Raw genomic sequence first — 23815 nt, 5'->3', positions numbered from 1 at the left:
GCCCGCTCACTCCCCGAGCCACCGCGCGAGGTCGGGGCTCACGATCTCCTTCACCGCCGGGTCGTCGAGGTCCTGCTTCGTGACGACGCGCGAGCCCGTGTCGATGCGCCGCTCGACCGCCTCGCCGCGGAGGTGCGCCACCATCGTCTTGACGGCGATGTACCCCATGGTGAACGGCTGCTGGACGACGAGCGCCTCGATGTCGCCCTCGCGCAGCGCGCCGAGCAGCTTCTCCGACGCGTCGAAGCCGACGAACTTCACCTTCCTCGCGACGTTGGCCTTTCGAAGCGCCTGCAGCATCCCGAAGGTCGTCGACTCGTTCGGGGTGAAGACCCCCGCGATCGTGCCCTCCGCCGCCTTGAGCGCGAGGAGCAGGCTCTCGCTCCGCTTGAACGCCGTCTCCGTCGTGGCGCCGCCGTACTGGTTGTCGCTCGCGATCGTGATGCCTGGCACGGCGCGCACCGCGTCGAGGAAGCCCCTCTCGCGGTCCTGCGTGCTCGCGGAGCCCTCCTGGTAGCGGAGCACGACGACGCTGCCCTTCCCGCCGATCGCCCTGGCGAGGTGCTCTCCCGCGAGCTTGCCGGCCGCCTGGTTGTCGGTCGCGACGAAGCTCACGTGCGCGTCGCCGGCGAGGTCGGAATCGAAGACGACGACAGGGATCTTCGCCTGCGCCGCGGCGCGCACCGGCGCCCTGAGCGCCGCGGCGTTGAGCGGCGCGAGCACGATGCCGGACACCCCCTGGGCGACGAAGCTCGACACGACGTCGATCTGCGCCTTGAGATCGTCTTCCCTGAGCGGCCCCTTCCACACGATGTCGACGTCGAGCTCGCGGGAGGCCTTCACCGCGCCCGCGTGCACGCTCTTCCAGAACTCGTGCGTCGTCCCCTTCGGCACGACGGCGATGCGGAGGCGCGCGCCGCCCCTCGCGGCCGTGCCTGCGTCCGTCGACGCCGTATCCGACGGCGCCCTCGAGCACGCAGCGAGGAAGGTGACCGCGAGAGCGCACGCGAGGACACTGGCGTTCATCGGCTCGCGGAAGATAGCCGACGCGTCGCGAGCGCGCTCGCACGAGCACACGAATCATGAAGATCGGTTGAGCGCGGTAAGCGTCGTGTCCGCGCAGGAGCTGCGCAAGCGGAACGACGGGCGTCGGCAAGGGTTCTGTCGCGACAGGAACGGTCATCGGCGTACGCCATCGACGCGAGATCTCATCGGTGCACACCGTCTACACGAATGCCCAAGCAGAGGAGTTCGTCTGGGGCCCCTCTCCAGGGCGAAGCTCGACGGGCTCCCGCGATCCTCCCGGCGCTCCACGGCGACGGTCGGGACGCGGGCAGGCGTCGCTCGAGGCGCTCGTTCGGCCGGGGCATCGGGGTCGGCCCCCACTTCGATCCCACGCGCGCTGCCTCGATCTGGTAAGGGGCTCACGAGGCGAACCGCGGGACAGGAGGATGGCAGCGTGAAGCGTGGGCGTGCCTTTCAGGTGGGCGATGTGTCGGCGTGCGAGCGTCGATTCACGGACGAGGACGTGCTCGAGTTCCAGCGCATCTCCGGGGACGCGGGGCGGCATCACGCCCGGCCGGACGCGCAGGGCAGGCGCGTCGTTCACGGGCTGCTCACGGCGTCGATCCCCACCCGGCTCGGCGGCGAGATCGATTTCCTCGCGCGGGAGATGCAGTTCGAGTTCCTGCGCCCGGTGTTCACGGGAGACACGATCCGGTGCGAGGCGACGATCACCGAGGTCGTGCCGGAGGCGGGGCGCGTGCGCCTCGCGATGAGCGGCGGCTGCTGGAATCAGGACGGGAAAGAGGTGCTGCGCTTCCAGACGCGGGGTGTGGTGCTGGACGAGGGGGCGTGAGCGCCGTGCCGCGATCGCGCTCGGTTCACTGGCTCGACCACGCGGCCGCCATCCAGACGCGCCGGCGCCGGCTGTTCGCGGGCGGCTGGGGGGACGAGGGGGTGCTCGAGCGGGTGCCGGCGGTCGCGCGGTTCGCGGAGCCGGCGCGCGCGGCGGCGGTCACGTGGGGGCGGGCGCGGCGGGAGGGGCCCGTCGAGGTGACGGACGGCTGGTTCGCGTCGGCGTGCCCGGGGCTGCCGCCCTGCGCGAGCACGGCGTTCGTGCGCCGCATCGCGCCGGCGGCGCCGGAGAGGGGCCGCCGGCGGCCGGTCTACGTGGCGCTGGCGGCGTCCGGCGAGGAGGGGTTCGCGAGCCGGACGCGGCTGTGGCGGCCGCTCGCCGCGCGCGAGGGCATCGAGGTGATCCTGCTGGAGAACGCGATGTACGGGCTGCGCCGGCCCGAGGGGCAGCGCGCCACGGCGATCCGCACGGTGGCCGAGCACCTGCTGATGAACCTCGCGACGGTGGAGGAGACACGGGCGCTCGTGGAGCACCTCGCCGGCGAGGGGTACGAGCGCATCGGCGTCGTCGGCTTCAGCATGGGAGGGACGGCGGCGGCGCTGGCGGCGGCGGCGACGGCGCGGCCGCTCGCGGTGGCGATCATCGGGGCGGGGCGCAGCGTGGTGCCGGTGTTCACCGAGGGGATGCTGTCGATCAGCGTCGAGTTCGAGGCGCTCGGCGGGGCGGCGGCGCGGGCGCGGCTGGGCGCGCTGTTCGGCGCGGCGGATCTCGACCGCCACCCGACGCCGCGGCGGCCCGATGCGGCGGTCATCGTGGGCGCGCGCCGCGACGGGTACGTGTTCGCCGAGCAGGTCGAGGAGCTCCACGCGCTCTGGCGGGCGAGCGAGCTCCGGTGGCTCGACACGGGGCACGCGGGGGCTGTCGTCTACAAGCGGGAGGCGCTCCGGCGCGCGGCGGTCGACGCGATGGCTCGGCTGGGGACCGACACGACCCAGGTTGGCCGCAAGCCGGCTCAGGTTGGCAGCTGCCCGGCACAAGTCGACGCACCCCGACCCGGGTTGGGTGGCTAGCAAGCATCCCCAGGCATCAAGCATCCGCAACCTGGGTCATTGTCCCAACCCGGGTTGGCTCACGGCCGGCTCAACCTGGGTCGGTTGCCTTCACCCCAACCCGGGTCGGGTTGACCCGGGTCGGGTTGACCTTGACCTCGGTTGGGTTCGGTTTCCCCAACCTGGGTCGGGTTGGCTCCGGGTTTCCCCAACCTGGGTCAGGTTGGCTCAACCTGGGTCGGGTTCCCCCCACCCTCGGGTTCCCCCCACCCTGGGTCGGTCGGGTGCCCCCAACCTGGGTCGGTCGGGTGGCTGCCAACCTGGGTCGGGTATGGCCAACGTGGGTCGGATATTGGCCAACCTGGGTCGGGTATCGGCTGGATCGGGTCAGCTCACCCCGAGGGCCCATCCACCCCGCGCAGCGTCTCGACGATCACCCTCCGCAGGCACGCCGCGGCGGGATCCTTGTGCGTCCGCTCGTGCCACGCGAGCCACATCTCGTGCCCGAGGTCCTCCACGGGCAGCTCCACGATCCGGACCGGGAGGTGCGCCCCGAGCGCCCGGGCCACACGGCGGGGCATGCACGCCACCAGGTCGCTTTCGGCCGCCGCCATCGCCGCCGCCGCGAACCCGGGGACCACGAGGGCCATCCGGCGGACCAGACCCTGCACGCGGAACGCCTCCTCGACGAGGGCGTGCCCCCGCCCCGGCCGGCCGAGCGGGATGTGCACGTCGATGAACCCGAGCCGCGGGAACGCGCCCCTCGCCAGACGTCTGCCGGTGACGACGGGGTGATCGCGCCGGACCATCCCCACCGCCGGATCCCTGTACAGCGCCACAGCGCGCAGCCCAGGATCGCGCCTCTGCAGCACGATCGCCGCGTCGACCCCGCCTCCCGACAACCCCCCCGAGGCGACGAGGTAATCGATGCTCACAACGCGGAGCCGGGCGAGCGGCATCTCCCGCGCCAGCGCCGCGGCCACGGGCGGCACGTCCGCGATCTGCGAGTTGTCCGCGCAGGCCAGCGTCAGCTCCCGGGTCGACGATCGCGGATCGAACGCCCGCCGATGCTCGATCACCGACCGGAGCTGCCCCATCGCCGCCGCGAGCTCCGGCAGCAGCTCCTCGGCCGCCGGCGTCGGCGTCAGGCCGCGGCCGTCGCGGACGAGCAACGGATCGCCGAGGAGCTCGCGCGCCCTCGCGAGCGCGTTCGAGACCGCCGACTGCGTGACGCCGAGCCGCCGCGCGGCGCGCGTCGCGCTCCGCTCCTCGAGCGTCACCGCGAGGACGTGGAGCAGGTTGAGATCGACGCTCGAAAGATTCACCACGATGATGCTTTCTATCACGAATCATCACTGGATGTGGCGCATCGCGTCTGTCTGGATAAGGCCATGTCCAGCCGAGAGAGAGGCCCGACTCCTCCTCGATTCACCCTCCTCTGCATCGCCGTAGCCGGCCTCGTTGCCGCCGGTTGCGAGGATTTCCGTCATTGCGACGCGCCCGATCCGACGCATCAGGCCGCGCTGCCAGCCGCGCTGTCGCAGACCGGCCTGTACGCCGACATCGCCGCGGGCACGGTGGCGAGCGACGTTGTGGCCTACGAGCCCGGATTCGAGCTGTGGAGCGACGGCGCGGAGAAGCGCCGGTTCATCCGGCTGCCGCCCGGAGCGCAGATCGACACAAGCGATCAGGACGCATGGCAGTTCCCCGAAGGGACGCGTCTCTGGAAGGAGTTCCGCCGGGACGGCGTGCTCGTGGAGACCCGCGTGCTCGCCAGGGTGAGCTCCGCCCCCGACGACTGGGCCGCCCTCGCCTACATCTGGAGCGCCGACGGCACGGACGCGCTCGCGACGCCCGGCGGCGCCGTGGACGCGCGCGGAACACCGCACGACGTGCCGGCGGCGGCCGAGTGCATGGGTTGCCACGGCGGGACGGAGAGCCGCGTGCTCGGGTTCTCCGCGATCCAGCTCGCCTCGAGCCCGGGCGACGTCGACCTCGACGAGGTCGTTGCCCGCGGGATGCTGTCGGATCCTCCGCGCGGGCCCGTCGAGCTGCCCGGCGACGCCGTGGCGCGCGCCGCCCTCGGGTGGCTGCACGCGAACTGCAGCCACTGCCACAACAAGCGCCGTCCGGAGGGCGACGGCGCGCGCTGTTACGACCCGCTGCGCAGCTTCGATTTCACACTCCGCGTCGACGATCTCGCGTCGGTCGAGGCGACGGCCACGTACCGCACCGCCGTGGGCAAGGTGATCGACCCGGGCGATCCCGAGGAGAGCGACGTGGTGGAGCGCGCCCGGAGGCGCGATCCCGACTGGCCTTCGATGCCGCCCCTCGGGACCGAGGTGGTCGACGAGGCCGGGCTCGCGGCGCTGCGCGCCTGGATCCGCCGTCTCTAGGCGTCGTCCTTGCCGCGCGATCTGCCCGGCCGCCCGACCGCAAGGGCGGCGTTTTCGCCACACTGCGACACTCCGCGACGTCCGCGCGAGCCGCCGCTCCGGGGTCGATCGTCGAGCTCCGGGCTGGACCGCCGTCCCGCAAGAGGCCGGCCGCGAGGCATGAAGCTCCTCGGCGACGTCGACACGGCCCCGTTTGACTGGCACATCGCTTGCCAGTTTCGCCAGACCACGCGGCCAGACCCGCTCCCCTCGAGATCATCCAACCACCATGCCCACCCGCTTCGACAGCCTGAGCGCGCGCCTGAGCAGCGCATGGAAACCGGTCAAACAACCCACCGCACCGCGCGCCTACCGGTGCCAGTGCGGCAGGCCGGTGTTCTTCCGCAACAGCGAATGCCTGGCCTGCAAGACGCCGCTCGGCTACGAGACCGAGCGCGCCAAGGTGCTGCCGCTGAAGCCCGGCGCGACCGAGGGGACATGGCAGCTCTGGGACGACACGGCGGCCCCTCCGCGGCAGTACCGGCGCTGCGGCAACTTCGACTCGGCGTCGGGCTGCAACTGGCTGGTCCCGATCGATGCCGGCGAGGCGCCCGCGTTCTGCACGGCGTGCCGGCTCAACCGCACCATCCCGGACCCGAGCAACGCGGAGCACCAGGCGCTGTGGCGCCGCATCGAGACGGCCAAGCGTCGGCTCGTGTCCCAGCTCCTGGCGCTGAACCTGCCGGTGAAATCCAAGATCGGCGGGGACCCGGAGCGCGGCCTCTGCTTCGACTTCCTCGCCTCGCCGCCCGACGGTCCGCGGGTGATGACTGGCCACGCCGACGGCGTGATCACCCTGAACATCGAGGAGGCCGACGACGCCACGCGCGAGCGCATCCGGGCGGCGATGCGCGAGCCCTACCGCACGCTGCTCGGGCACTTCCGGCACGAGGTCGGCCACTACTACTGGGACCGGCTCGTGCGCGACACCGGCTGGCTGGCGCCGTTCCGGGAGCTGTTCGGCGACGAACAGCAGGACTACGCCGCCGCGCTGAAGGCCAACTACGAGCAGGGACCGCCGGCCGACTGGCCGCAGCGCTTCGTCAGCGCCTACGCGAGCATGCACCCGTGGGAAGACTGGGCCGAGACCTGGGCCCACTACCTCCACATGGTGGACACGGTGGACACGGCGCTCAGCTTCGGCATCGACGCCGACGAGGTGGAGCTCGACGTCGAGCCCTGGGGCACCGACGCGCTGTGGCGGCCCGACGATCCGGGGGCCAGGAGCTTCCTTGGTTTCGTCAACGCCTGGGTGGAGCTGACCGCCGTGCTCAACGAGATGTCGCGCAGCATGGGCCAGCACGACTTCTACCCGTTCGTGCTACCGCGCATCGCGGTGGCGAAGCTGCAGTTCATCCACCTCGTCGTGAGCGGAGCCCCTGCTCCGGCGCAGGCCTTCGCCCCGCCCGACGCGGCCCCACCCGCCGCAGCCCCGCCTGCTGCGGCCCCGCCCGCTATCCCAGCGCCTTCGGCCACGTGAACGCGAAGGCCGCGCCGCGCCCGACGTCAGAGTCGAGCGCGATCACGCCTCCGCTGCTCTCCACGATCTTCTTCACGAGCGCGAGCCCGACCCCCGTGCCGCCCGACCTCTCGCGCGGCTCCAGCGTCTGGAAGATGACGAACACCTTCTCGTGATAGCGCGGCGCGATGCCGGGGCCGTCGTCCGCCACCGTGAAGCGCCAGTGCGAGCCGGCGTCCGCGACGGAGATGATGACGCGGCCCCTGGGCCTGTCGTGGTGGTGCTTTATGGCGTTGCCGACGAGGTTCATGAAGACCTGCTGGAGCAGCGCCCGCTCCGCCACGACGCTGGGCAGGGGTCCGTCCACCTCGACGCGGAAGCCCTCCGGCGGCGACAGGAGGTCCACGACCTCCTCGACGAGCGGCCCCACCGCGACGACCTCGGTGGGCACCCGGACGCGCCCGATGCGCGAGTACGCGAGGATCGCGTCGATGAGCGCGTCCATGCGCTGCACGCGGCTGCGCAGGAGCTCGAGGTTCCGCTTCGACTCGTCGTTGAGCAGCTCGCCCGCGTCGTCCTCGATCCACTGCGACAGGTTCGCGATGCCCCGCAGCGGCGCCTTGAGGTCGTGCGACGTGATGTAGGCAAACTGGTCGAGCTCGCGGTTCGTGCGCTGCAGCGCCTCCGTGAGCCTGGCGAGCTCGTCCGCGCGCTGGCGGAGCGCGACCTCCGCGTTCATTCGCTCCGTGACGTCGGTGCACGCGCCGGTCATGTAGAGCAGCTTGCCCTCGGCGTCGCGCAGCATGCGGCCTCGATCGAGGAGCCAGTGGACGCTGCCGTCAGGCCACACGACGCGGAACTCGAGGTCGAAGTCGGCGCCCTCGCGCACGCAGCGATCGAGCGCGGCGAGGACGCGCTCCCGGTCCTCGGGGTGGACGAGGCTCGTGAACTGGTCGATGTGGCGCGCGGTATTGCCCGCCGGCAGGCCGAAGAGCCGATCGAGGTTCTCGTCCCAGTCGAGGGCGCTCGTGGCCGGGTCCCACCGGAACGTACCGGTCGCCGAGGCGTCGAGCGCCGCGCGGAGGCGCTCTTCCTTCTCCGCCAGCGCGCGCTCCGCGCGGGCGCGCTCGATGGCGATCGCGGCGAGGCGCGTCGCGATGCGGACGACCTCCTCGTCGGCGGCCGTCGGTGCGCCGGGCGCCGACCTGTACACCGCCCAGGTGCCCAGCACCTCGCCTTTCGAGGAGACGATGGGGGTGGACCAGCAGGCGCGCAGCCCGAGCGGCAGGGCGAGGTGGCGGAAGTCCTCCCAGAGCGGGTCGGCCGCGATGTCCTCCACGACGACCGGCGCGCGGCGGTGGGCGGCGGTGCCGCACGATCCGGCGCGCGGGCCGACGAGCAGCCCGTGCACGGCCCTGTTGTAGGCATCCGGCATGCTCGGCGCCGCGCCGTGGAGCAGGCGGCGGCCGTCGTCGCTCGCGAGCAGGACGCTGAAGCGCCGGCCGGCCGAGTGCTCCTCGGCGTCGCGGCACAGCGTGTCGAGCGTCTCCTCGAGGCTCTGGTGGAGGGCGATCCCCTCGAGCACCTTGCGCTGCCACGCGAGGAGGGTCTGCTGCCGGCGCTGCAGCGTGGCGTCCATCATCGAGCCGAGCATGCGGACGGCCTTCCCGTCGGCGTCGCGCAGCACGAGGCCGCGATCGTAGATGTACGCGTATTCGCCGTCGGCGCGGCGGAAGCGGTACTCGTCGCTCCACGTCGTCGCGGTGCCGTCGATGGCGTCGTGGATGCCGCGGGAGACGCGATCGAGATCGTCCGGGTGGATGCGGCTCGTCCAGCTCTCGGGTCCCGGATCGAGATCGTCGAGCCGGTAGCCGAAGGTGCGCTCGAAGTTCTCGTTCCACCAGACGGTGCCCGCGGTGAAGTCCCAGTCCCAGAGGGTGTCGTTCGTGGCCTTGGCGAGGAGGTGGAAGCGCTGGTCGCTGAGGCGCAGCATGTCCTGCGCCTTCCGGCGCGGCGTCACGTCCTCCAGCGCGCCCTCGTAACGCAGGACGCGCCCGGTCGCGTCGCGGATGGCGCGCGCGGTGATGCTGACCCACACGCGCGTGCCGTCGAGGCGCACGAACTCGACCTCGTGGCCGTAGATGGCGCCCTCGCGATCGAGGATGTCCATGATCTCCTGCCGCCTCCGCGGGTCGGCGTAGAAGCGCGGTACGGGCAGATCGAGGAAGAGCGTCTGGTCGGCGTAGCCGAGGAGCCGCGCGAACGCGCGGTTCGCGTCGATGAAGCGGCCCTCGGGGGTGGTCGTGAACAGGGCGACGGGGCAGCCGGCGTAGAACGAGGCGAGGCGATCCTCGCTCGCGCGCAGGGCGAGCTCCGCCTCCGCGCGCGATCGCTCCGTTGGGTCCTTGGCGTCGGGTGGGGTGATGCGCAGGTCGTGGGTCATTCGGCGGGCTCTCGCGGCAGGCCCCTTCCCTTCTGAGCGCGGGCACCTGCGGTGGCAAGCGCGATGCGGCCGTCCGCGTCGATCGGCGTCCGCCGCGGGACACGGCCGCGCCCGCTGCGCCGCGCCGCCGCCGCCGCCGCCGACCCGGGTCGGTTGGGTTCGACCCGACCCGGGTTGGTCGTCGACCGACCCAGGTTGGTCCCGGTGGTTCGACCCGACCCGGGTTGGTCGTCGACCGACCCGGGTTGGTCCCGGTGGTTCGACCCGACCCGGGTTGGTCGTCGACCCGGCCCGGGTTGGTCCCGGTCGACCCGACCCAGGCTGTAATTACGGGTGAAGTTACGTAGCTTACGCCGCCGATCCGACCCAGGTTGCGGTCCGGCAGCTTACGCCGCCGATCCGACCCAGGTTGCGGTCCGGCTGGGGTCCACCCCACCCGGGTTGGTCGACCCGACCCGGCTTGTGATTACGGGTAAGGCGGCGTAGCTTACCCCGACGATCCGACCCAGGTTGAGGTCCGGGGCGCCGGAGGGTGCTGCCGCCGCCAACAGCGTGCCGCGCGGATTGGGGTGGCGGAGATGGCGGATAAACTGGCGGCCGCCACCCCTGGGCCGGAACAAATCCTCCAAAACAGCGGCCAAAACAGCGGGCACGGCTTTTGATGATGCGTGCGGGCATGAGCCAGCCCCGCGAGATCGTTCCCGGCGCTACCTACATGATCACCCGTCGCGTCCTGCGCCGGCACCTCCTATTTCGCCCCGACGCGGCCATCACCCAGCTCCTCACCTACGCCCTCGCCGTATCGGCCCGCCGATACAGCATCGAAGTCCATGCGCTCTGCGCGATGTCAACCCATCTGCACCTCATCGTGACCGACGTGAGCGGCGTCCTCCCGCGCTTCTTGCAATTTTTCCATCGCATCGTAGCGCTCGGCACAAAGGTGCTCCGGAAGTGGGAGGGCCCCGTGTGGGACCACGAGGCCACGAGCGTCGTGCGGCTCCTCACGCGCGCGGCCGTGGTGGAGAAGACCGCATACGTCCTAGCGAATCCTGTGGCGGCTGGCCTCGTCCCACGTGCGTGCGAGTGGCCGGGAGCCAAGGTAGATGTTGACGATCTCGCTCGCGGCGCACTGAACGCTGCGAGGCCCTCAGTATACCTCGATGCGGCAAACCCACAGTGGCCAGAGGCCGTGACGCTCCCTCTTGCACTGCCGCCGGCCATCGAGCAATCCGGTGCGGAGAGCTATCGCCAAGATGTGGCCGCCGAGCTCGAACGACTCGAAGCGCAGTTCCATGCAGATATACGGCGAAAAAATCTCCGCTTCGTGGGCGCAAAACGCGCCAGCGCAATCTCCCCCTACGAGCGGGCCACGAGCTCCGAGGCGCTGCGCGACCGCAATCCGACGTTCGCGGTCGGCCGCCAGCAGGGTGGAGCGTGGCGAACCGCTGCTGCCGCTGTGCGGACGTTTCGTGCGGCATACCGGGCGGCGCTCGAACGATGGCGGGCCGGCATGCGTAGCGCTACGTTCCCGGTGGGAACGTGGTGGATGCGCACGTTTCACGGCGCCAACGTCAACGACGTCGCACTTACAATGTAGACACCACGCACGTATCCAACACATCGCCTGGGCGATAGTTCACGCGCCGTCAACATGAACGCGCGTCAGAAGGAAGCGATGCGGGCTACAACTCATGTCGCACACACGACGCCATGAGTACGCGTGCGACCTGCTACGCCGAGCGCGAGCGTGGCTGTAGTATAGATTAAGCTATCCGGGCCGCACGCGACCGACTTGCACCGTGCATGCCGGGAGCGCAACCCAATCCACGGCGTAACCGGGGTTACTGGTCAACCAATCAAACGGGGTCGGCTGTGGTCCAAGCGAACTGGGGTGGGTAGCGGGTCGGGTCGCAACCCGAGTCATCTCAGCGGTCAGCGTGGTCGGGTCGCAACCCGAGTCATCTCAGCGGTCAACGTGGGTTGGATCAGCTAACCTAGCTAACCTGGGCGCGTCAGTCCGCCGGGTCAGCTCGGGGTTAACGTGGGTGGGTCGGCCGACCCGCCCAGGTTCAACCCGAGTCGGGTCAACCCGGGTCAACCCGGGTCAGTCCCGGGACGACAACCCGAGTCGGGTCAACCCACAACCCGAGTCGGGTCAACCCACCTGGTCAACCCACCTCGCCGCGCTTACCGCCGGTGCAGCCGCTGGAGCCGCCTCACGAACTCCGGCTTGAACACGCCGTCCACGCGGAGCGAGTATCTGAAGAACGGGTCCGCCTCGACTCCATGGTAATCCATGTCGTTGAACCAGTAGATCGGCGCGCGCACGATCGTGCGCTCCTCCCCTTCCCTGTCGCACACATAGAACCGCTTTCCGCCGCGTGGCGCGAACGAGATGGACTGCGCCGCCCCGAGCGCGCTCCCCGGCTCGGTGTCGCGGTGCGCGGGCGCGTGGTCGTTCGCCTCCAGGCCGAAGATCACGCACCGCCCGATCTCGACGAACGGCAGGCTCCGGATGAACTCGACCGTACGGGGAAACACCGCCCTCGCCTCCTCCGAGAAGTCCTTGCCCGCGCCGGAGTGCTTGTCTTCCCAGCGGTCGTTCTCGAGCAGGTGATAACACACCTTCCACGGGAAATAGACGCCGTAACGGTACTTCAGATACAGCATCTGTGCCCGCGTCAGCGGGTGTTCGGTCTCATCGCCGAACGTGTACTCCCGCCGCCGCTCCAGGTCGAAGGCGGACGGGTCGTCCGAGAGCGCGACGAACTCCCGGAACTCCTCGCGCGAGAAGCCGCCGATGACGTGCCCGTAGTCCACGTACGGGTCCTCCTGCACCCAGGGCGCGACGACGCCCATCCATTTCAGGCTCCCGCCCGTGTACGAGGGCTCCACGCGGCAGAGGCCGAGCACGATCTCGCGATCGAGCGCCGCGAAGCAGGACGTGTCGATCAGCGGCGACAGGTCGATGTACGGCCGGCCCCACAGGCCGCAGAGCTTGCTCACGCCGCCCCCCCGCCGAGCGCAGCGAGGTACCTGCGCGCGACCATGGCATCGAACGCATGCACGCCGTCCTCCACCGTGGCGTACACCGACGGCGCGTACCCCGGCGCGCGCAGCCCGCGCTGCTGCCGCTCGCAGATCGCGCGGTCTTCCCGGTTCACGGTGTCCCAGAACGCGAACACGTCGCCCGGATCGAAGCCCGGGACGAACGCCGCGGGGTGGAAGTACGTATCGGCGACCACGAGGGTCCGGTCCGGCGCGCGCGGGGTGAGCCGGTAGGTGAGCAGGTAATCCGGCTGGAGGCTCGTGAGCAACCCCGGAAAGAGCATGGCGTCGCAGACCCGCCGCCGCTCCGCCTCGGGGACGATGAGCGGCCGCGCGCCGCGCGCCGCGCTCGTCGACACCGTCTCGGCGCCGGGCGCAAGCTCCATGATCCCGCCGAGCCACGGCCCGCCCCCGCCCCACGAGACCGCGTCGTCGCACGGGGTCAGCCGCTCCAGCGCGGGGTGCACGCGCGGGAAGTGGTGGGATTCCTGGAAGTTCTCGGCGCAGAGCTTCCAGTTCGCGGCGACCTCGTACTCCACCCGCCGCCCCCGCCGCAGCGAGCGCAGCCCGGGCCGCGCGAGCCACGGCGGCGCCTCGAAGGCCGCGCGATCGAGCTCCGGCGCCCCGGGGTCGAGCGTCACGAAGAGGAAGCCGAAGCGGGCGCCCGCGCGCGCCCCGAGCAGCCCGTGCGCGCCGCGGTCGAAGCCGGGGGGCGCGTGCGGCGCCGCGCGAAGCGCCCCCGAGAGCTCGTAGGTCCAGCCGTGGTACGGGCACGCGAGGCGATCGACCCGGCCGCACGCGCCGTCCACCAGCGTCGCCGCCCGGTGGCGGCAGACGTTGTGGAACGCGCGGATCTCCAGATCGGCGCCGCGCACGACGAGCACCCCCGCCGGCGTGAGCGGCGCGAGCAGCCACTCCCCCGGGCGGGCGATCTCGTCCTCGCGCCCGACGCAGAGCCAGGAGCGCCCGAAGATCTCGGCCTCATCAAAAGCGAACACGCCCTCGTCCCAGTAGGCGCGGGCGGGCAGCGGGCGGGCGCTGTGGAGCGGCGCGAGCACCGCGCGGAGATCGTCTGGGGAGAGAGGGAGCCCCGGCAAGCGGCGCGATGCTACCAGAACGCGCCCCCGCGGGCCCCCCGCCGCTCAGGGGGCCGGCCGCGCGTCGACGCCGAGGGTCAGGTGCGCCGCGTCGATCTCGACGCCGCGGAACCGCTGCACGTCGACGCACGGCATGTCGATGTGGGGCGGGCACAGGTCCCCCTCGCACACCTCCGTGGTCGTCCGCGTCACGGCGCCGCTGACCGTCGCCCCGTCGACCGTCATGGAGATGGTCACCCGGAGGGTGGAGATCACCCTCGTGTCGCTCACGATCTGCCCGAACCTGTCCTCGTCCCCGTCGTTGTCTGCATCGACGAACGCGTCCTCTTGCTCGCGGTCGTCCCGCGAGTCGCCGTCGGTGTCCACCTCGCGGTCGGTCGAGGTGTCCGTGTCCTCGTCTCCATCCTTGTCGGCGTCGACGAACGGATCGACGTCATCCGAGATGCCGTCTCGATCGGAGTCCGTGACCATGACGCTGAACGGGAACTCGACGTCCTCGATCTCACCCGCGAACGTGTAGGGGTCGTCCTCCGTGGAGCCGCTCAGCACCAGCCCGCCGGTGTCCAGGATGGCCTCCTCGTCGGTCGCGAGATAAAGGAGCAAGGTCTGGCCGTTCCGGAACGTGGTGGCGTCGTACTTCTCCGCGAGCGGCGGCCTGTCGTCCGGGAAGCAGCCAGGCGTCTCGGCGGACGCGTCGAGCGCGATCCGGTACACCGCGTAATCTCCAGCGGAGAGGCCGCCGCACGAGGCGACGCCGGCCAGGGAGACCGCGAGGGCGGCGCGGGCCGGGAGCGCACGAACGTTTCGTCGATCAAGCATGGTCATCTCCTCCGCAGCGCTGGGGTCTGCCGCGGGTCAGCACCCGAATACGCTTTCGCCGCCGCACGAGTAGTAGCACTCATTGCAATTCACGCAGTCGTCGTACAGGAAATACAACGTCGCCCCGGTCGTATGATCGTCCACGCACGCCTCGAGGCAGCTGTCATCCCCGTCCTCGCAGGACACGACACACTGCGTGAAGCCGACGCAATCGTCGTTGCCGGTGCACGCCTCGAGCTCGTCGGCGCAGCTCCCCTCGTTCGCGCACGCGACGCACCCGCTCGTCTCGCTGCCGCAGGTGCGGAGGGCGTCGCAGGTGGCGGCGTCGCGGCAGTCGTTGACGTCGGAGCCCTCGGCGCAGAGCCCGGTGCCCTCGGGCTCGTCGCACTCGCCGTTGTTCGTGTAGAAGCACGGCTCTTCCACCTTGCAGTCGTCGACGTCGGTGCCCTCGGCGCAGAACCCGGTGCCCTCGGGCTCGTCGCAGACGCCGTTGTCGACGTCGGCGCAGGTCCATAGCGCGCAGTCGGCCGCGTCGGAGCCCTCGGCGCAGAACCCGGTGCCCTCGGGCTCGTCGCAGACGCCGTTGTCGACGTCGGGGCAGGTCGACTCCGCGCAGTCCACGACGTCCGTGCCCTTCGCGCACCGGTCCGTGCCCTCTGGCTCATCGCAGACCCCGTCCATCACGTGGTCGCACGGCGGGAGCTTGCAGTCCTTGACGTCGGTGCCCGCCGGGCAGCGGCCGGTGTTCTCGGGCTCGTCGCAGATGCCGTTGCCGGTGAACGGGCAGAACGAGAGGCAGTCGGCGGGGTCGGTCCCTGCCGGGCAATCGCCGGTGCCTCCAGGCTCGTCGCAGATGCCGTCGCCCGCGGTGGGGCAGTGATCGCGGTCGTCCGGCTCGAGGCAGCCGAGGAGCGCCGCCGCCGCCACGTTGCAGACCTCGGCCAGGTGATGCCCGTCCACGCACCGGCCCTCCAGGCGGACGCACTCGATGTACGCCGTGTGCTCCTCCTGGCAGCGCCTCTCGGCCCTCTCCGCGATGGCCTCCTGCTCGGCCTCGCACAGGCCGTCGTTGTCCTCCGAGCAATCCTCGCAGGCACAGCGCGCCTCGCAGACCGTCGCGTACACCGGCTCCCCTGCCTCGCCGCCCCCCGAGCTGGCGCAGGCCGCAAACCAACCGGCGAGAGCTGCTGTGGTCATCACGTGTCTGACACGCATCGTGGTCTCCTCATCCTCTGCTGAAGCGTGAGATCATCCCACCGAGGCGCAGCGCGCCGCCGCGGGGCACACACGGACAAACGGCACGGCCGGCGCCGAAAGCCCAGGTACCCTCCTGTTGCGCACACCGCGCTCGACCGCCTCTCGCCTCTGACGTGGCTGTAAAATTCGGTTAAAAGAAAACAGCTACCCATACCAGCTCGCCGGGCGACCGGTCAATCATCAAGCCGAGTGCGGTCCGACAGCAGCGAAGTGCGCCCCCGATCGGCATCGGGGGTCGGACCAGGTAAGCGCAGGAGGGAACGCGGCGCGGCGAGCGCGCGCCGGAGGGCGGCGCGGGCGTGTGCGGCCGCGCGGCGGAGGGACTTCGAGGACGGCCGGAGCGAGGCCGACGCCGCCTCGGGGAGAGGAGGCCGACGCCGGTGGGGAGAGAGGGTGCCGGCCGGGGCGAGGCGCGCGCATGGCGGGCGCGTCGGTGGGGGGTGCTCGGTGCGACCGGCCGGGAGCCGTGCCACGTGGAAGCGGGGAGCGGCGCGCGCTGATGATGAGGAGCGCGTGGCTTCGGGACGGGGCTCGCGGGACGGACGGAGAAAAGGCCCCTGGGCTCCGCAATGCGTTCTCCGTTATCGCGGATAGCGAGCGCGACACCCGCGCAGCGAGCACGGCAATGAGGCGCGGGGATCGTCGGAAAGCTGCTCTTCTGCGCTTTCGGCTCCGGGAGGGGCGAGCACTGGGGCGGCGAGGTGCGGAATGCGCGGGGCTCCCCGTGCTGGCTCCCCGTGCAAAAGATCCGAGAGGGTATAAAGAGGCGTTGGCTTTCGTGCCGTTTCGGCAGAAGATGTGCGCGCGCGTGTGGACCGCGCGGCGGCGCCGGAGGCCTCGGAGGGGCGGCGCTGCGTCCCTGGACCCTCATCGGCTGGAGAGCTGCGGATGAAGATGCGATCTTTGATGTATCTTTTTGTGTTTGGTTTGCTGACGACCGCAGCGTGCGGCGATGACGAACCAGCGGCGCCTTCCGGCACCGGCGGGGGCGGCGGCGCCACCACGACGAGCGGTACCGGCGGCGACGGCGGGGGCGGCGGTGACGGCGGCACCGGCGGACAGGGCGGCGCCACCACCGGCACTGGCGGCGACGGCGGCACCGGCGGACAGGGCGGCGCCACCACCGGCACCGGCGGCGACGGCGGCACCGGCGGACAGGGCGGCGCCACCACCGGCACTGGCGGTGACGGCGGCACCGGCGGACAGGGCGGCGCCACCGCGGCCAGCACGGGCACCGGCGGCGACGGCGGCGGCACCGCGGCCACCACCGGCACCGGCGGCGACGGCGGCGGCACCACGGCCACCACCGGCACCGGCGGCGACGGCGGCGGCAGCGTCACCTCCACCACGGCCACCACCGGCACCGGCGGCGACGGCGGCGGCGGCGGCAGCGTCACCTCCACCACGGCCACCACCGGCACCGGCGGCGACGGCGGCGGCGGCGGCAGCGTCACCTCCACCACGGCCACCACCGGCACCGGCGGCGACGGCGGCGGCGGCGTCACCTCCACCACGGCCACCACCGGCACCGGCGGCGACGGCGGCGGCGGCGTCACCTCCACCACGGCCACCACCGGCACCGGCGGCGACGGCGGCGCGGGCGGCGGCGAGCCCGGCGCCGACGGCGTTGCCTGCTCGGCGGATGCGGCGTGCGTGGGCGAGGTCTGCATCCCCGAGATCTACGGCTGGCCGTCGGGCTACTGTACAGGGTTCTGCGAGACGGACGCCGACTGTACCGGCGGCGGCAGCTGCGGGTTCACGGACGATGACCTCGGCTTCTGCGTTGTCTCGTGCGAGGAATCGAGCGAGTGCCGCGACGGCTACGGGTGCATCAACGGGTTCTGCCAGCCGAGCTGCACGAGCGACGCGCAGTGCCCGGAGGTGGGCGTGTGCGACGAGGTCTCCGGCTTCTGCGACGCGCCGTCGGACGGGAGCGAAGACGGCGTGTCCTGCTCCGCGGACGACGAGTGTGCGACAGGCACCTGCGCCAACGAGCTCGACTACGGGTGGCCCGGCGGCTACTGCACGGGCCCTTGCAACACGGACAGCGATTGCAACGGCGGCATCTGCGACGGCTGGACCGGCTTCTGCCTGTCCGCCTGCGAGGCATCGAGCGAGTGCCGCGACGGCTACGACTGCATCGACGACGTTTGCTGGCCGAGCTGCACCAGCGACGCGCAGTGCGGAGAGCTCGGCGTCTGCGATATGGCGACGGGCTACTGCAGCCCGCCGCCCGGGGAGAACGCTGACGGTGAGTCGTGCAGCACCTTCACCGACTGCGCCGGCCTCCTCTGCATCACCGAGGAGGGCGACGGCTGGCCCGGCGGCTACTGCACGACCGATTGTACGATGACCGGCGAGTGCGGCGAAGGCACCGTTTGCGAGGTGGCGACGGAAGCGGGCGATGCCTTCTGCTTCGTCATGTGCACCACGTCGGCCGACTGCCGCGACGGCTACGAGTGCAACCTCGGTAGCTGCTGGCCGGAGCAGTGATGAGCCAGCGACGGTGAGCCGCCCGCAGAGGCCCGTGCGTCGTCACGACGGGCCTCTGCGGCGTCATCTCCCGTGCGTCATGGCCCGTGCGTCATGGCCCGTGCGTCATGGCCCGTGCGTCATGGCCCGTGCGTCATGGCCCGTGCGCCCTTCCCGTGCTTCATCTCCCGTGACGCATCATCCGGCCTGCCGCCCGCGAGGGCGGCGGCGGCGCAGGCCCGCGAGCGCCGCCAGCGCGAGCGCCGCCGCTGTCGATCCAGGGCCGGCCCCCCCGGCAGCTCCGCAGTTGCAGCCGCCGCTTCCGCCGGCGCCCGCCGGCGCGGCCCCGCTCCCGGCGCTGCCCGTGGTCGCGGTGGCTGCGCTCGATCCCGCCGTGACGCCTCCTCCCCCCGCGCCGCCCGTGGCGCTCCCGGTCGCGCTGGAGCCGCCCGTGGCGCTGGAGCCGCCCGTGGCGCTGGAGCCGCCCGTGGCGCTGGAGCCGCCCGTGGCGCTGGAGCCGCCCGTGGCGCTGGAGCCGCCCGTGGCGCCCCCGGTCGTGCCGGCCGCGGCGCCTCCCCCCGCGCCCCCGCTCCCGGCGCTGCCCGTGGCCGCCGTGCTCCCGCTCGATCCGGCCGCACCGCCGCCTCCTCCCGCGCTGCTCGTCGACGAGGCGCTCGATGAGCCCGCCTCGCTGGCCATCGCGATGTACGCGTCGGCGAAGCGCTGGCCGAGGACCTGGTATGCGGCGGAGTCGAAGTGGTACGCGTCGTCGGGCCGCCGCACGGCGAAGTCGTCCGTGTCGACCCACGCGACCCGGGGGTCCTCGTCGGCGACGGTCACCTGCGCGGCGCGCACCGCGTCGATGTTCGCCTCCCTGCCGGCGGCGATCGGCCCGCCGTTCGCCGGGTAGAGGTTGTCGCTGACCCGGCCGAGCACGACGGGCAGATCGGGGACGCCGAGATCCTCGCGGACCGCCGCGATGAAGGCGCGCAGCGTGTTCCCGTAGTTGAACGCCGCCGACCAGCCCGCCTCGTTCTCCCCCTGCATCCAGATGAGCGCGGCGATCTCGACGTCGTGCCCCTCCGACTCGAGCCGCGCCAGCGCGTTGTCGAGCCGCGTCGTCTCGTCCGGGTACTGGAGCGCGCGATCGCCGGCGTACGTCGCGGAGTCCAGCTTGCCGAGGAGCGCGTGGTAGAGCTGCGACTTGTAAAGCGACTCGGGGTCGGGCGGGAGCCCGCGCCCCCAGTGGTCGACGAGGTTCGTGCCCCCCTGCGCCACCTTGACGATCGCGATCCGGTGCTCCGGGTACGCCGCGGCGACCGCGCGGCCGAACGTGATCTCGGGCCCGTAGCGCCGGGCCTCGCCCTTCGGCTCGAGCGGGCCCCAGTCGGAGCTCGTCGCCGCGGCGTACGGCCCTCCCTGGCGCGCGTCGGGGTTGAAGTGGTCGTACCAGATGTCCGGCTGGCTCTGGAGCTCGGCCGGGAGATCGGCGCCCACCCCGAAGCCGACCATGTTCGACTGGCCCGCGAGGACGAACACCTTCACCGGCTGCGCCATCGCGGGCGCGGACAGGCACAACACGCCTGCTGCCATGGCGATGCAATACCGCTTCATGGCCCGGTATATCGCGCGCGCGCGCCGTCACGTCAACACGCGCCAGGACAGCGCGATCGCGATCCGCCGTCTGGCGACGTCCGTGTTGACGTCGATGTTGACGTCCGTGTCGGCGTCCGCGTACGTGGCGGGGCGCGGCGAGGACGCGAGAAAGCGCGACGCAGCGATACTGCAGCGCCCGGTGCGTGGTTTGCCAGGCAGCTCGCGAGGCAGCTTGCAGGGCGGTTCGCCGGAGAGACGCGTGAGGCGCGAAAGGAGCGCTTCACGGCAGGCGCCCCGCCGTCGAGCTCGCCTTGCGATCACATCCCTTCGGGCGTCGCCTGATACGCCGCGCTCGACGCCGCGTAGACCCCGTGGGTCGCGTAGGAGTAGCGGTGCGGGCGGATGTGGTGCTCCGCGTGGCGCGCGCACCAGAGCCCCGCGCCGCCGGTCTCCTGGCGGTGCTTCACGCACTCCGGGCAGGGCGGCTCGATCTCGGGGACCCGGCCCGCTGTCGCGTGATCCTTCGGCCGGACGATCCACACGGGGCAGCGAGCGAGCCTGGAGACGCGCTCGGCGACCGAGCCGAGGAGCAGCCGCTCGAGCCCGCGATGGCCGTGCGAGCCGACGACGACGAGGTCGGCGTCGAGGTCCGCGGCGAGCTGGGCGATGTTCTCGGCGGCGGCGCCGCGGCGGAAGTGGACGACGACGCGCTTCAGCCGCCTGCCGTCGAGCTTGCCGCCCATGGCACGGACGCGCTCGCTGGCGCGCTGCTGGAGCTGCTGGAGCGCCACGTCGGGTTTCGTGGCCGCGGCGGGCGCTCGCGCGAGCCCGACGCCGATCCAGCTCTCGGGCTCTACAAGGACCGCGTGCACCTCGGCGTTCTCGCGGCAGCAAGCGAGATCGAGCGCCTGATCCATCGCACGGTTGCTCAGCTCGGAGAAGTCGACCCCGACGACGATGATGAACCGACCCGCTGCGCTCGCGCTCGACATGAAAGCCTCCTCAGCCTCCCTTGCGAGGCCGTACCCGCGGGCGAGCCCGCTCTGCCCAGCACGTCATCGCATACGCCGTGCCATGCCTCCGGATCGGCTGCTTCGCGCAGGGCGCGTGAGCGGGCCTTCGCGCGTGGCGCGCGGAGCGGGGCGCTCGCGCGTGGCGCCCGGAGCGGGCCTTCGCGCGGGCGCCGGGGGCGGGCTCCCCGCGGACGGCGGACGGCCTGCACAGGCTCGTCGCGGCGCAATCTGCGCGCGGAGGCGCAGACGCGGCGCGCCGCCGTTGTCGCGTCGCGCCGGGCCGCGGCGCGCGCCGGAGCGGGCGGCGCCGCGGCGGCGCATGGCACGAACGGTGCTCGACCCGTGACAGGCCTCGAGCGAAGGACGCCGGGGCGAGCGGAGTGAAGACGATGATGAGCCCTGGACCGATCAACGGAGAGCACCCCATCCCGCACCACCCGATCCGCAGCGCGCGCATCGTCGGAGACGACGGCGAGGAGTCGGTCGTGGCGACCGTCCACTGTCCGTTGAAGGAGCGTTCGACCACGGTGCCCGAGTGCGAGTCGTGCCGTCGCTTCCACGCGCTGCACTTCGACGCGGCAGCGCGCACGACGTCCGTGGTCTGCCACAGCGACCCGGCGACCCCGGGCGCGGAGCGCGTCGATCCGCTGCGCGGCGTGGGCAGGCCGCTGGATCCGGAGACGCCGCTCGCCGACATCATGACAAGGAATGTCGTGTGCGTCCGGCCGGAGGTCACCGTCGACGAGATCATGGCCTTGCTCGTTCGCCACGGGATCAGCGGGATGCCGGTGGTCGACGCGGAGGGCAAGCCGGTCGGCCTGGTGTCCCGGGCCGACGTCCTCCGTGCAGCGCAGGAGCGCGGCGACACCGAGGAGTCGGAGCGGGTCACCCTGCGGCCCGACGAGGTGGCGCAGATCGAGATCGAGCAGGGCTTTCACGTGTTCGAGCCGGTCAAGACCACCGCGCGCGACATCATGACGCCGGTGGTGCTGCAGCTGCACGAGAGCGCGAGCATCCGCCAGGCCGCGTCGCTGATGGCCTACGAGGGCGTGCACCGGCTGCCCGTCACCGCGGACGACGGCACGGTCGTCGGTATCCTGTCATCGCTCGACGTGCTGCGGTGGTTCGGGCGGAGCTGCGGCTACCTGATCCCGCCCGCGCGCAAGGGGGCCTGAGGCGCGCGCGCGAAAGAAGAGGCTTGTCCCTCGCGTGGTCCTGACGCGCTCCGCGCCGAGCCCCGGGATGGCCGGCGCGAGGCCCGGGGCCTGCTGGGACACGCTCGGGCGTGGGGAATCATGCAGAGCTGCCTGCGGGGCTGCGTGTGGATGTAGAAAATCATACAGATCAGCGTGCGGAGCCGCACGCTTATGTAACTTGTCATACATGAATGCCTGGTGCGGGAGGCTCCACATGTAGCTCGGCATACACGAATGCCCACCGCGACGCCGGCGGAGGCTCTCCCCCTACGGGGTTCTGCGCTACCCGGACGGGTCGTCGCTGCGCTGCTCGGTCGCGTCACCGCGCTCAAGGTCCATGCTTCTTGCGTGCGCTCGCGGCAGCAGCCGAGGAAGGTGCCTTGGCGAGCAGGAATGGTCTCGCGTTCCAGGGACTACACGCCCGATACGACATCGCACGTCAACCGCTGAGCGTGAGCGCCGGCGCTATCGCCCCGTCCGTGCCGAGCTGGGGCGGAGCGCGTCGCCCTGCCACACGTACCGGCCGCGGGCGCCGCAGACACGCCTGTAGGTGGCGCGCACGCGCTGTCCGGAGGCGCTGTTCCAGTCCGAGGCGCCCGGGAGGGGGGTGCTCGCGGCGATCCACGGATGGTCGCATGCGAGGGTCGCTCCTGCCGCCTCCTCGAACCGGATCGCGTCCCCCTCGGCGCGGAGGTCGAGCGCCACCCTGCAGGGGACCGGGGCGCCCGGCGCGCAGTCGTCGAGCATCGCGCCGGTGGGCACGTCGAGCACCGCCCGGATCGCGCCGCCTCGCGCTGCGTAGAGGACCGTGTGCGTCACGGCGGGTGCCCCTCCGGATTCCGGCTCGCGCGCATGCGAGCACACCATCAGCTCGACCTCGGGGAGGCGGATCGCCCCGCGGCACGAGCACACGTTGAGGCGCCGAGGCGGGCTCGTGGCGAGCGTCGACCAGCACGAGGTGTCGGGCCTCCACGCCGCGCCATGGGCGGCCAGCCAGGCATCCTTCTCGAACGGCCCGCCCGCTGGCGCGCCCGGACTGGCGCCCGTCCCCGGAGCGAGCAAGGCCGCCCCGGCGTTGGCGGCCGGCGGCGGCGATCCCACGAGCGGAGCGCCGGCGGCGCCGGGGCTGACGGCCTGAAGACCGTTCAGGTCCCCGGCTCCCGCCGCGGCGGTCCCGGGGGCCGCCGCCGACGCCGCCGGCGCGCTCGCCGGCGGGCCCAGCGCGCCCGTCGCGGCGTCGCCCTGGGGCGAGCGCTCCCGATGGCATCCCGGCGGGCCTGCCGCGTGCGCCGCCGCGAGCGCAACGGGGACGAGCAAATGGACGGGGCGCCTCACAACAGGGAGTCCTCCAAGCACTGTTGAAGAAGGGTCATGGCGAAGGGACCGGGGAGATTCGCTCGATCACGCTCCCGCGCTCTCCACTTCCCCCGCGCCAATCGCACTATAAGGCCACGATCCGTGGCCGCTTCTTCTTTTCGACGAGGCGCCCGGCCTCGACGAGGGAGGCCGCGCGACGCCGCGCGTGCTCGCAACTTGCCGCGCTGACCTCGCGCTGATACGGCGCTCGGGTTTGCTCGAGAGGGAGGAGACAGATGAACGAGTACAGGACGACCGCGGCGAAGCCGGTGCTGGTGGTGGCGTTCCTGAATCAGGTCTTCGGCGTGGATCCAGCCACGGGACGCGTGCTCTGGGAGCACAAGGAGGACGGGCTGCCGAACTCGTCCACGGCGCTCCTGGTCACACCGGCGGCGATCTACGCAGCGACCTTCAGTCGCATCACCTGCCTGCGTTACCCGACGGGTGAGCTGCTCTGGCAGGCGAAGACCGCCGTGCAGGGTCGCGCCACGCTGCTGCTGGAAGGCGACCGGCTCTTCGTCGCCAGGCTGGGCGAGATCGAGTGTTTCTCGCTCACCGGGCAGAGCCTCTGGCACAACCGGTTCAAGGGCAAGGGCATGGGCCCTGTCGCCCTCGGCGTGCCGGACAATGTGACCCAGTCCGACGACACGGGCTGACGGGCGCGCCGAGCTCTCGAGGTTGAGAGCAGGTGCGCTCGTCGGTCGGGCGGGCGCCCGC

At 71.9% G+C, this 23815-nt stretch carries 18 protein-coding genes; 8 read left to right on the top strand and 10 right to left on the bottom strand.

What is annotated here, in order from left to right; translation table 11 throughout:
* Nucleotides 1-6: 6 nt before the first annotated feature.
* Entirely contained in the window at nucleotides 7-1026 is a 1020-nt protein-coding gene (locus WMF24_RS17435; protein WP_437737544.1) for an ABC transporter substrate-binding protein, read from the bottom strand.
* A gap of 433 nt (nucleotides 1027-1459) precedes the next feature.
* Between WMF24_RS17435 and WMF24_RS17430 the strand changes: the two genes are divergently transcribed.
* Nucleotides 1460-1858, top strand: coding sequence for a hotdog domain-containing protein (locus tag WMF24_RS17430; RefSeq protein ID WP_437737543.1), 399 nt, complete (start codon nucleotides 1460-1462; stop codon nucleotides 1856-1858).
* Nucleotides 1855-2928, top strand: coding sequence for an alpha/beta hydrolase family protein (locus tag WMF24_RS17425; protein WP_437737542.1), 1074 nt, complete (start codon nucleotides 1855-1857; stop codon nucleotides 2926-2928). The genes WMF24_RS17430 and WMF24_RS17425 overlap by 4 nt, the downstream gene beginning before the upstream one ends.
* A gap of 371 nt (nucleotides 2929-3299) precedes the next feature.
* Here the strand turns inward: WMF24_RS17425 and WMF24_RS17420 are convergent, their stop codons facing one another.
* Nucleotides 3300-4232 (bottom strand): LysR family transcriptional regulator, encoded by a 933-nt coding sequence (locus WMF24_RS17420; protein ID WP_437737541.1) that lies wholly within the window; start codon nucleotides 4230-4232, stop codon nucleotides 3300-3302.
* Between the two features lie 66 nt (nucleotides 4233-4298).
* On the opposite strand from WMF24_RS17420, the gene WMF24_RS17415 reads away from it, so the two are divergent.
* Together WMF24_RS17415 and WMF24_RS17410 are read left to right on the top strand one after the other, a co-directional pair.
* On the top strand, nucleotides 4299-5303 hold the full coding sequence (locus WMF24_RS17415) for a hypothetical protein (protein WP_437737540.1): 1005 nt from the start codon (nucleotides 4299-4301) through the stop codon (nucleotides 5301-5303).
* Between the two features lie 268 nt (nucleotides 5304-5571).
* Nucleotides 5572-6822 (top strand): zinc-binding metallopeptidase family protein, encoded by a 1251-nt coding sequence (locus tag WMF24_RS17410; protein WP_437737539.1) that lies wholly within the window; start codon nucleotides 5572-5574, stop codon nucleotides 6820-6822.
* Here the strand turns inward: WMF24_RS17410 and WMF24_RS17405 are convergent.
* Complete coding sequence (locus WMF24_RS17405) at nucleotides 6797-9244, bottom strand: PAS domain-containing sensor histidine kinase (RefSeq protein ID WP_437737538.1); 2448 nt, start codon at nucleotides 9242-9244, stop codon at nucleotides 6797-6799. The genes WMF24_RS17410 and WMF24_RS17405 overlap by 26 nt on opposite strands.
* 676 nt (nucleotides 9245-9920) lie before the next feature.
* Between WMF24_RS17405 and WMF24_RS17400 the strand changes: the two genes are divergently transcribed.
* Nucleotides 9921-10841 (top strand): transposase, encoded by a 921-nt coding sequence (locus WMF24_RS17400; protein ID WP_437737537.1) that lies wholly within the window; start codon nucleotides 9921-9923, stop codon nucleotides 10839-10841.
* Between the two features lie 590 nt (nucleotides 10842-11431).
* Here WMF24_RS17400 and WMF24_RS17395 read toward each other — a convergent pair.
* From WMF24_RS17395 to WMF24_RS17380, 4 genes are read right to left on the bottom strand one after another with little or no spacing between them, the layout of a single operon-like run.
* Nucleotides 11432-12250, bottom strand: coding sequence for a hypothetical protein (locus tag WMF24_RS17395; RefSeq protein WP_437737536.1), 819 nt, complete (start codon nucleotides 12248-12250; stop codon nucleotides 11432-11434).
* Entirely contained in the window at nucleotides 12247-13389 is a 1143-nt protein-coding gene (locus WMF24_RS17390; protein ID WP_437737535.1) for an aromatic ring-hydroxylating oxygenase subunit alpha, read from the bottom strand. Before WMF24_RS17390 ends, WMF24_RS17395 begins: the two co-directional genes overlap by 4 nt.
* A gap of 45 nt (nucleotides 13390-13434) precedes the next feature.
* Nucleotides 13435-14208, bottom strand: a complete 774-nt coding sequence (locus WMF24_RS17385) for a hypothetical protein (RefSeq protein ID WP_437737534.1) — start codon at nucleotides 14206-14208, stop codon at nucleotides 13435-13437.
* A 36-nt stretch (nucleotides 14209-14244) separates the two neighbouring features.
* The gene (locus tag WMF24_RS17380) at nucleotides 14245-15405 is read right to left on the bottom strand and encodes a latent transforming growth factor beta-binding protein (protein WP_437737533.1); all 1161 of its coding nucleotides are present in this window, start codon (nucleotides 15403-15405) and stop codon (nucleotides 14245-14247) included.
* Between the two features lie 948 nt (nucleotides 15406-16353).
* Here WMF24_RS17380 and WMF24_RS17375 point away from each other — a divergent pair.
* Nucleotides 16354-17958: a hypothetical protein gene (locus WMF24_RS17375; protein WP_437737532.1), complete on the top strand. Its 1605-nt coding sequence runs from the start codon at nucleotides 16354-16356 to the stop codon at nucleotides 17956-17958.
* 177 nt (nucleotides 17959-18135) lie between these two features.
* On the opposite strand, the gene WMF24_RS17370 is transcribed toward WMF24_RS17375, so the two are convergent.
* Together WMF24_RS17370 and WMF24_RS17365 are read right to left on the bottom strand one after the other, a co-directional pair.
* A complete protein-coding gene (locus WMF24_RS17370; RefSeq protein ID WP_437737531.1) occupies nucleotides 18136-19530 on the bottom strand; it encodes a sialate O-acetylesterase in 1395 nt (464 codons plus the stop codon).
* Between the two features lie 320 nt (nucleotides 19531-19850).
* On the bottom strand, nucleotides 19851-20525 hold the full coding sequence (locus WMF24_RS17365) for a universal stress protein (protein WP_437737530.1): 675 nt from the start codon (nucleotides 20523-20525) through the stop codon (nucleotides 19851-19853).
* Between the two features lie 410 nt (nucleotides 20526-20935).
* On the opposite strand from WMF24_RS17365, the gene WMF24_RS17360 reads away from it, so the two are divergent.
* Entirely contained in the window at nucleotides 20936-21721 is a 786-nt protein-coding gene (locus tag WMF24_RS17360) for a CBS domain-containing protein (protein ID WP_437737529.1), read from the top strand.
* Between the two features lie 486 nt (nucleotides 21722-22207).
* On the opposite strand, the gene WMF24_RS17355 is transcribed toward WMF24_RS17360, so the two are convergent.
* Nucleotides 22208-23077 (bottom strand): hypothetical protein, encoded by an 870-nt coding sequence (locus WMF24_RS17355; RefSeq protein ID WP_437737528.1) that lies wholly within the window; start codon nucleotides 23075-23077, stop codon nucleotides 22208-22210.
* A 257-nt stretch (nucleotides 23078-23334) separates the two neighbouring features.
* Between WMF24_RS17355 and WMF24_RS17350 the strand changes: the two genes are divergently transcribed.
* Nucleotides 23335-23754: an outer membrane protein assembly factor BamB family protein gene (locus WMF24_RS17350; RefSeq protein WP_437737527.1), complete on the top strand. Its 420-nt coding sequence runs from the start codon at nucleotides 23335-23337 to the stop codon at nucleotides 23752-23754.
* The last annotated feature ends 61 nt before the right edge of the window (nucleotides 23755-23815 follow it).

The sequence above is a fragment of the Sorangium sp. So ce1335 genome (genome assembly GCF_051521615.1).
In the GTDB taxonomy this organism is placed as follows: Bacteria; Myxococcota_A; Polyangia; order Polyangiales; family Polyangiaceae; genus Sorangium.
Note: the sequence above shows the minus strand (reverse complement) of the source record. Positions and strands in the feature narration are given on the sequence as shown.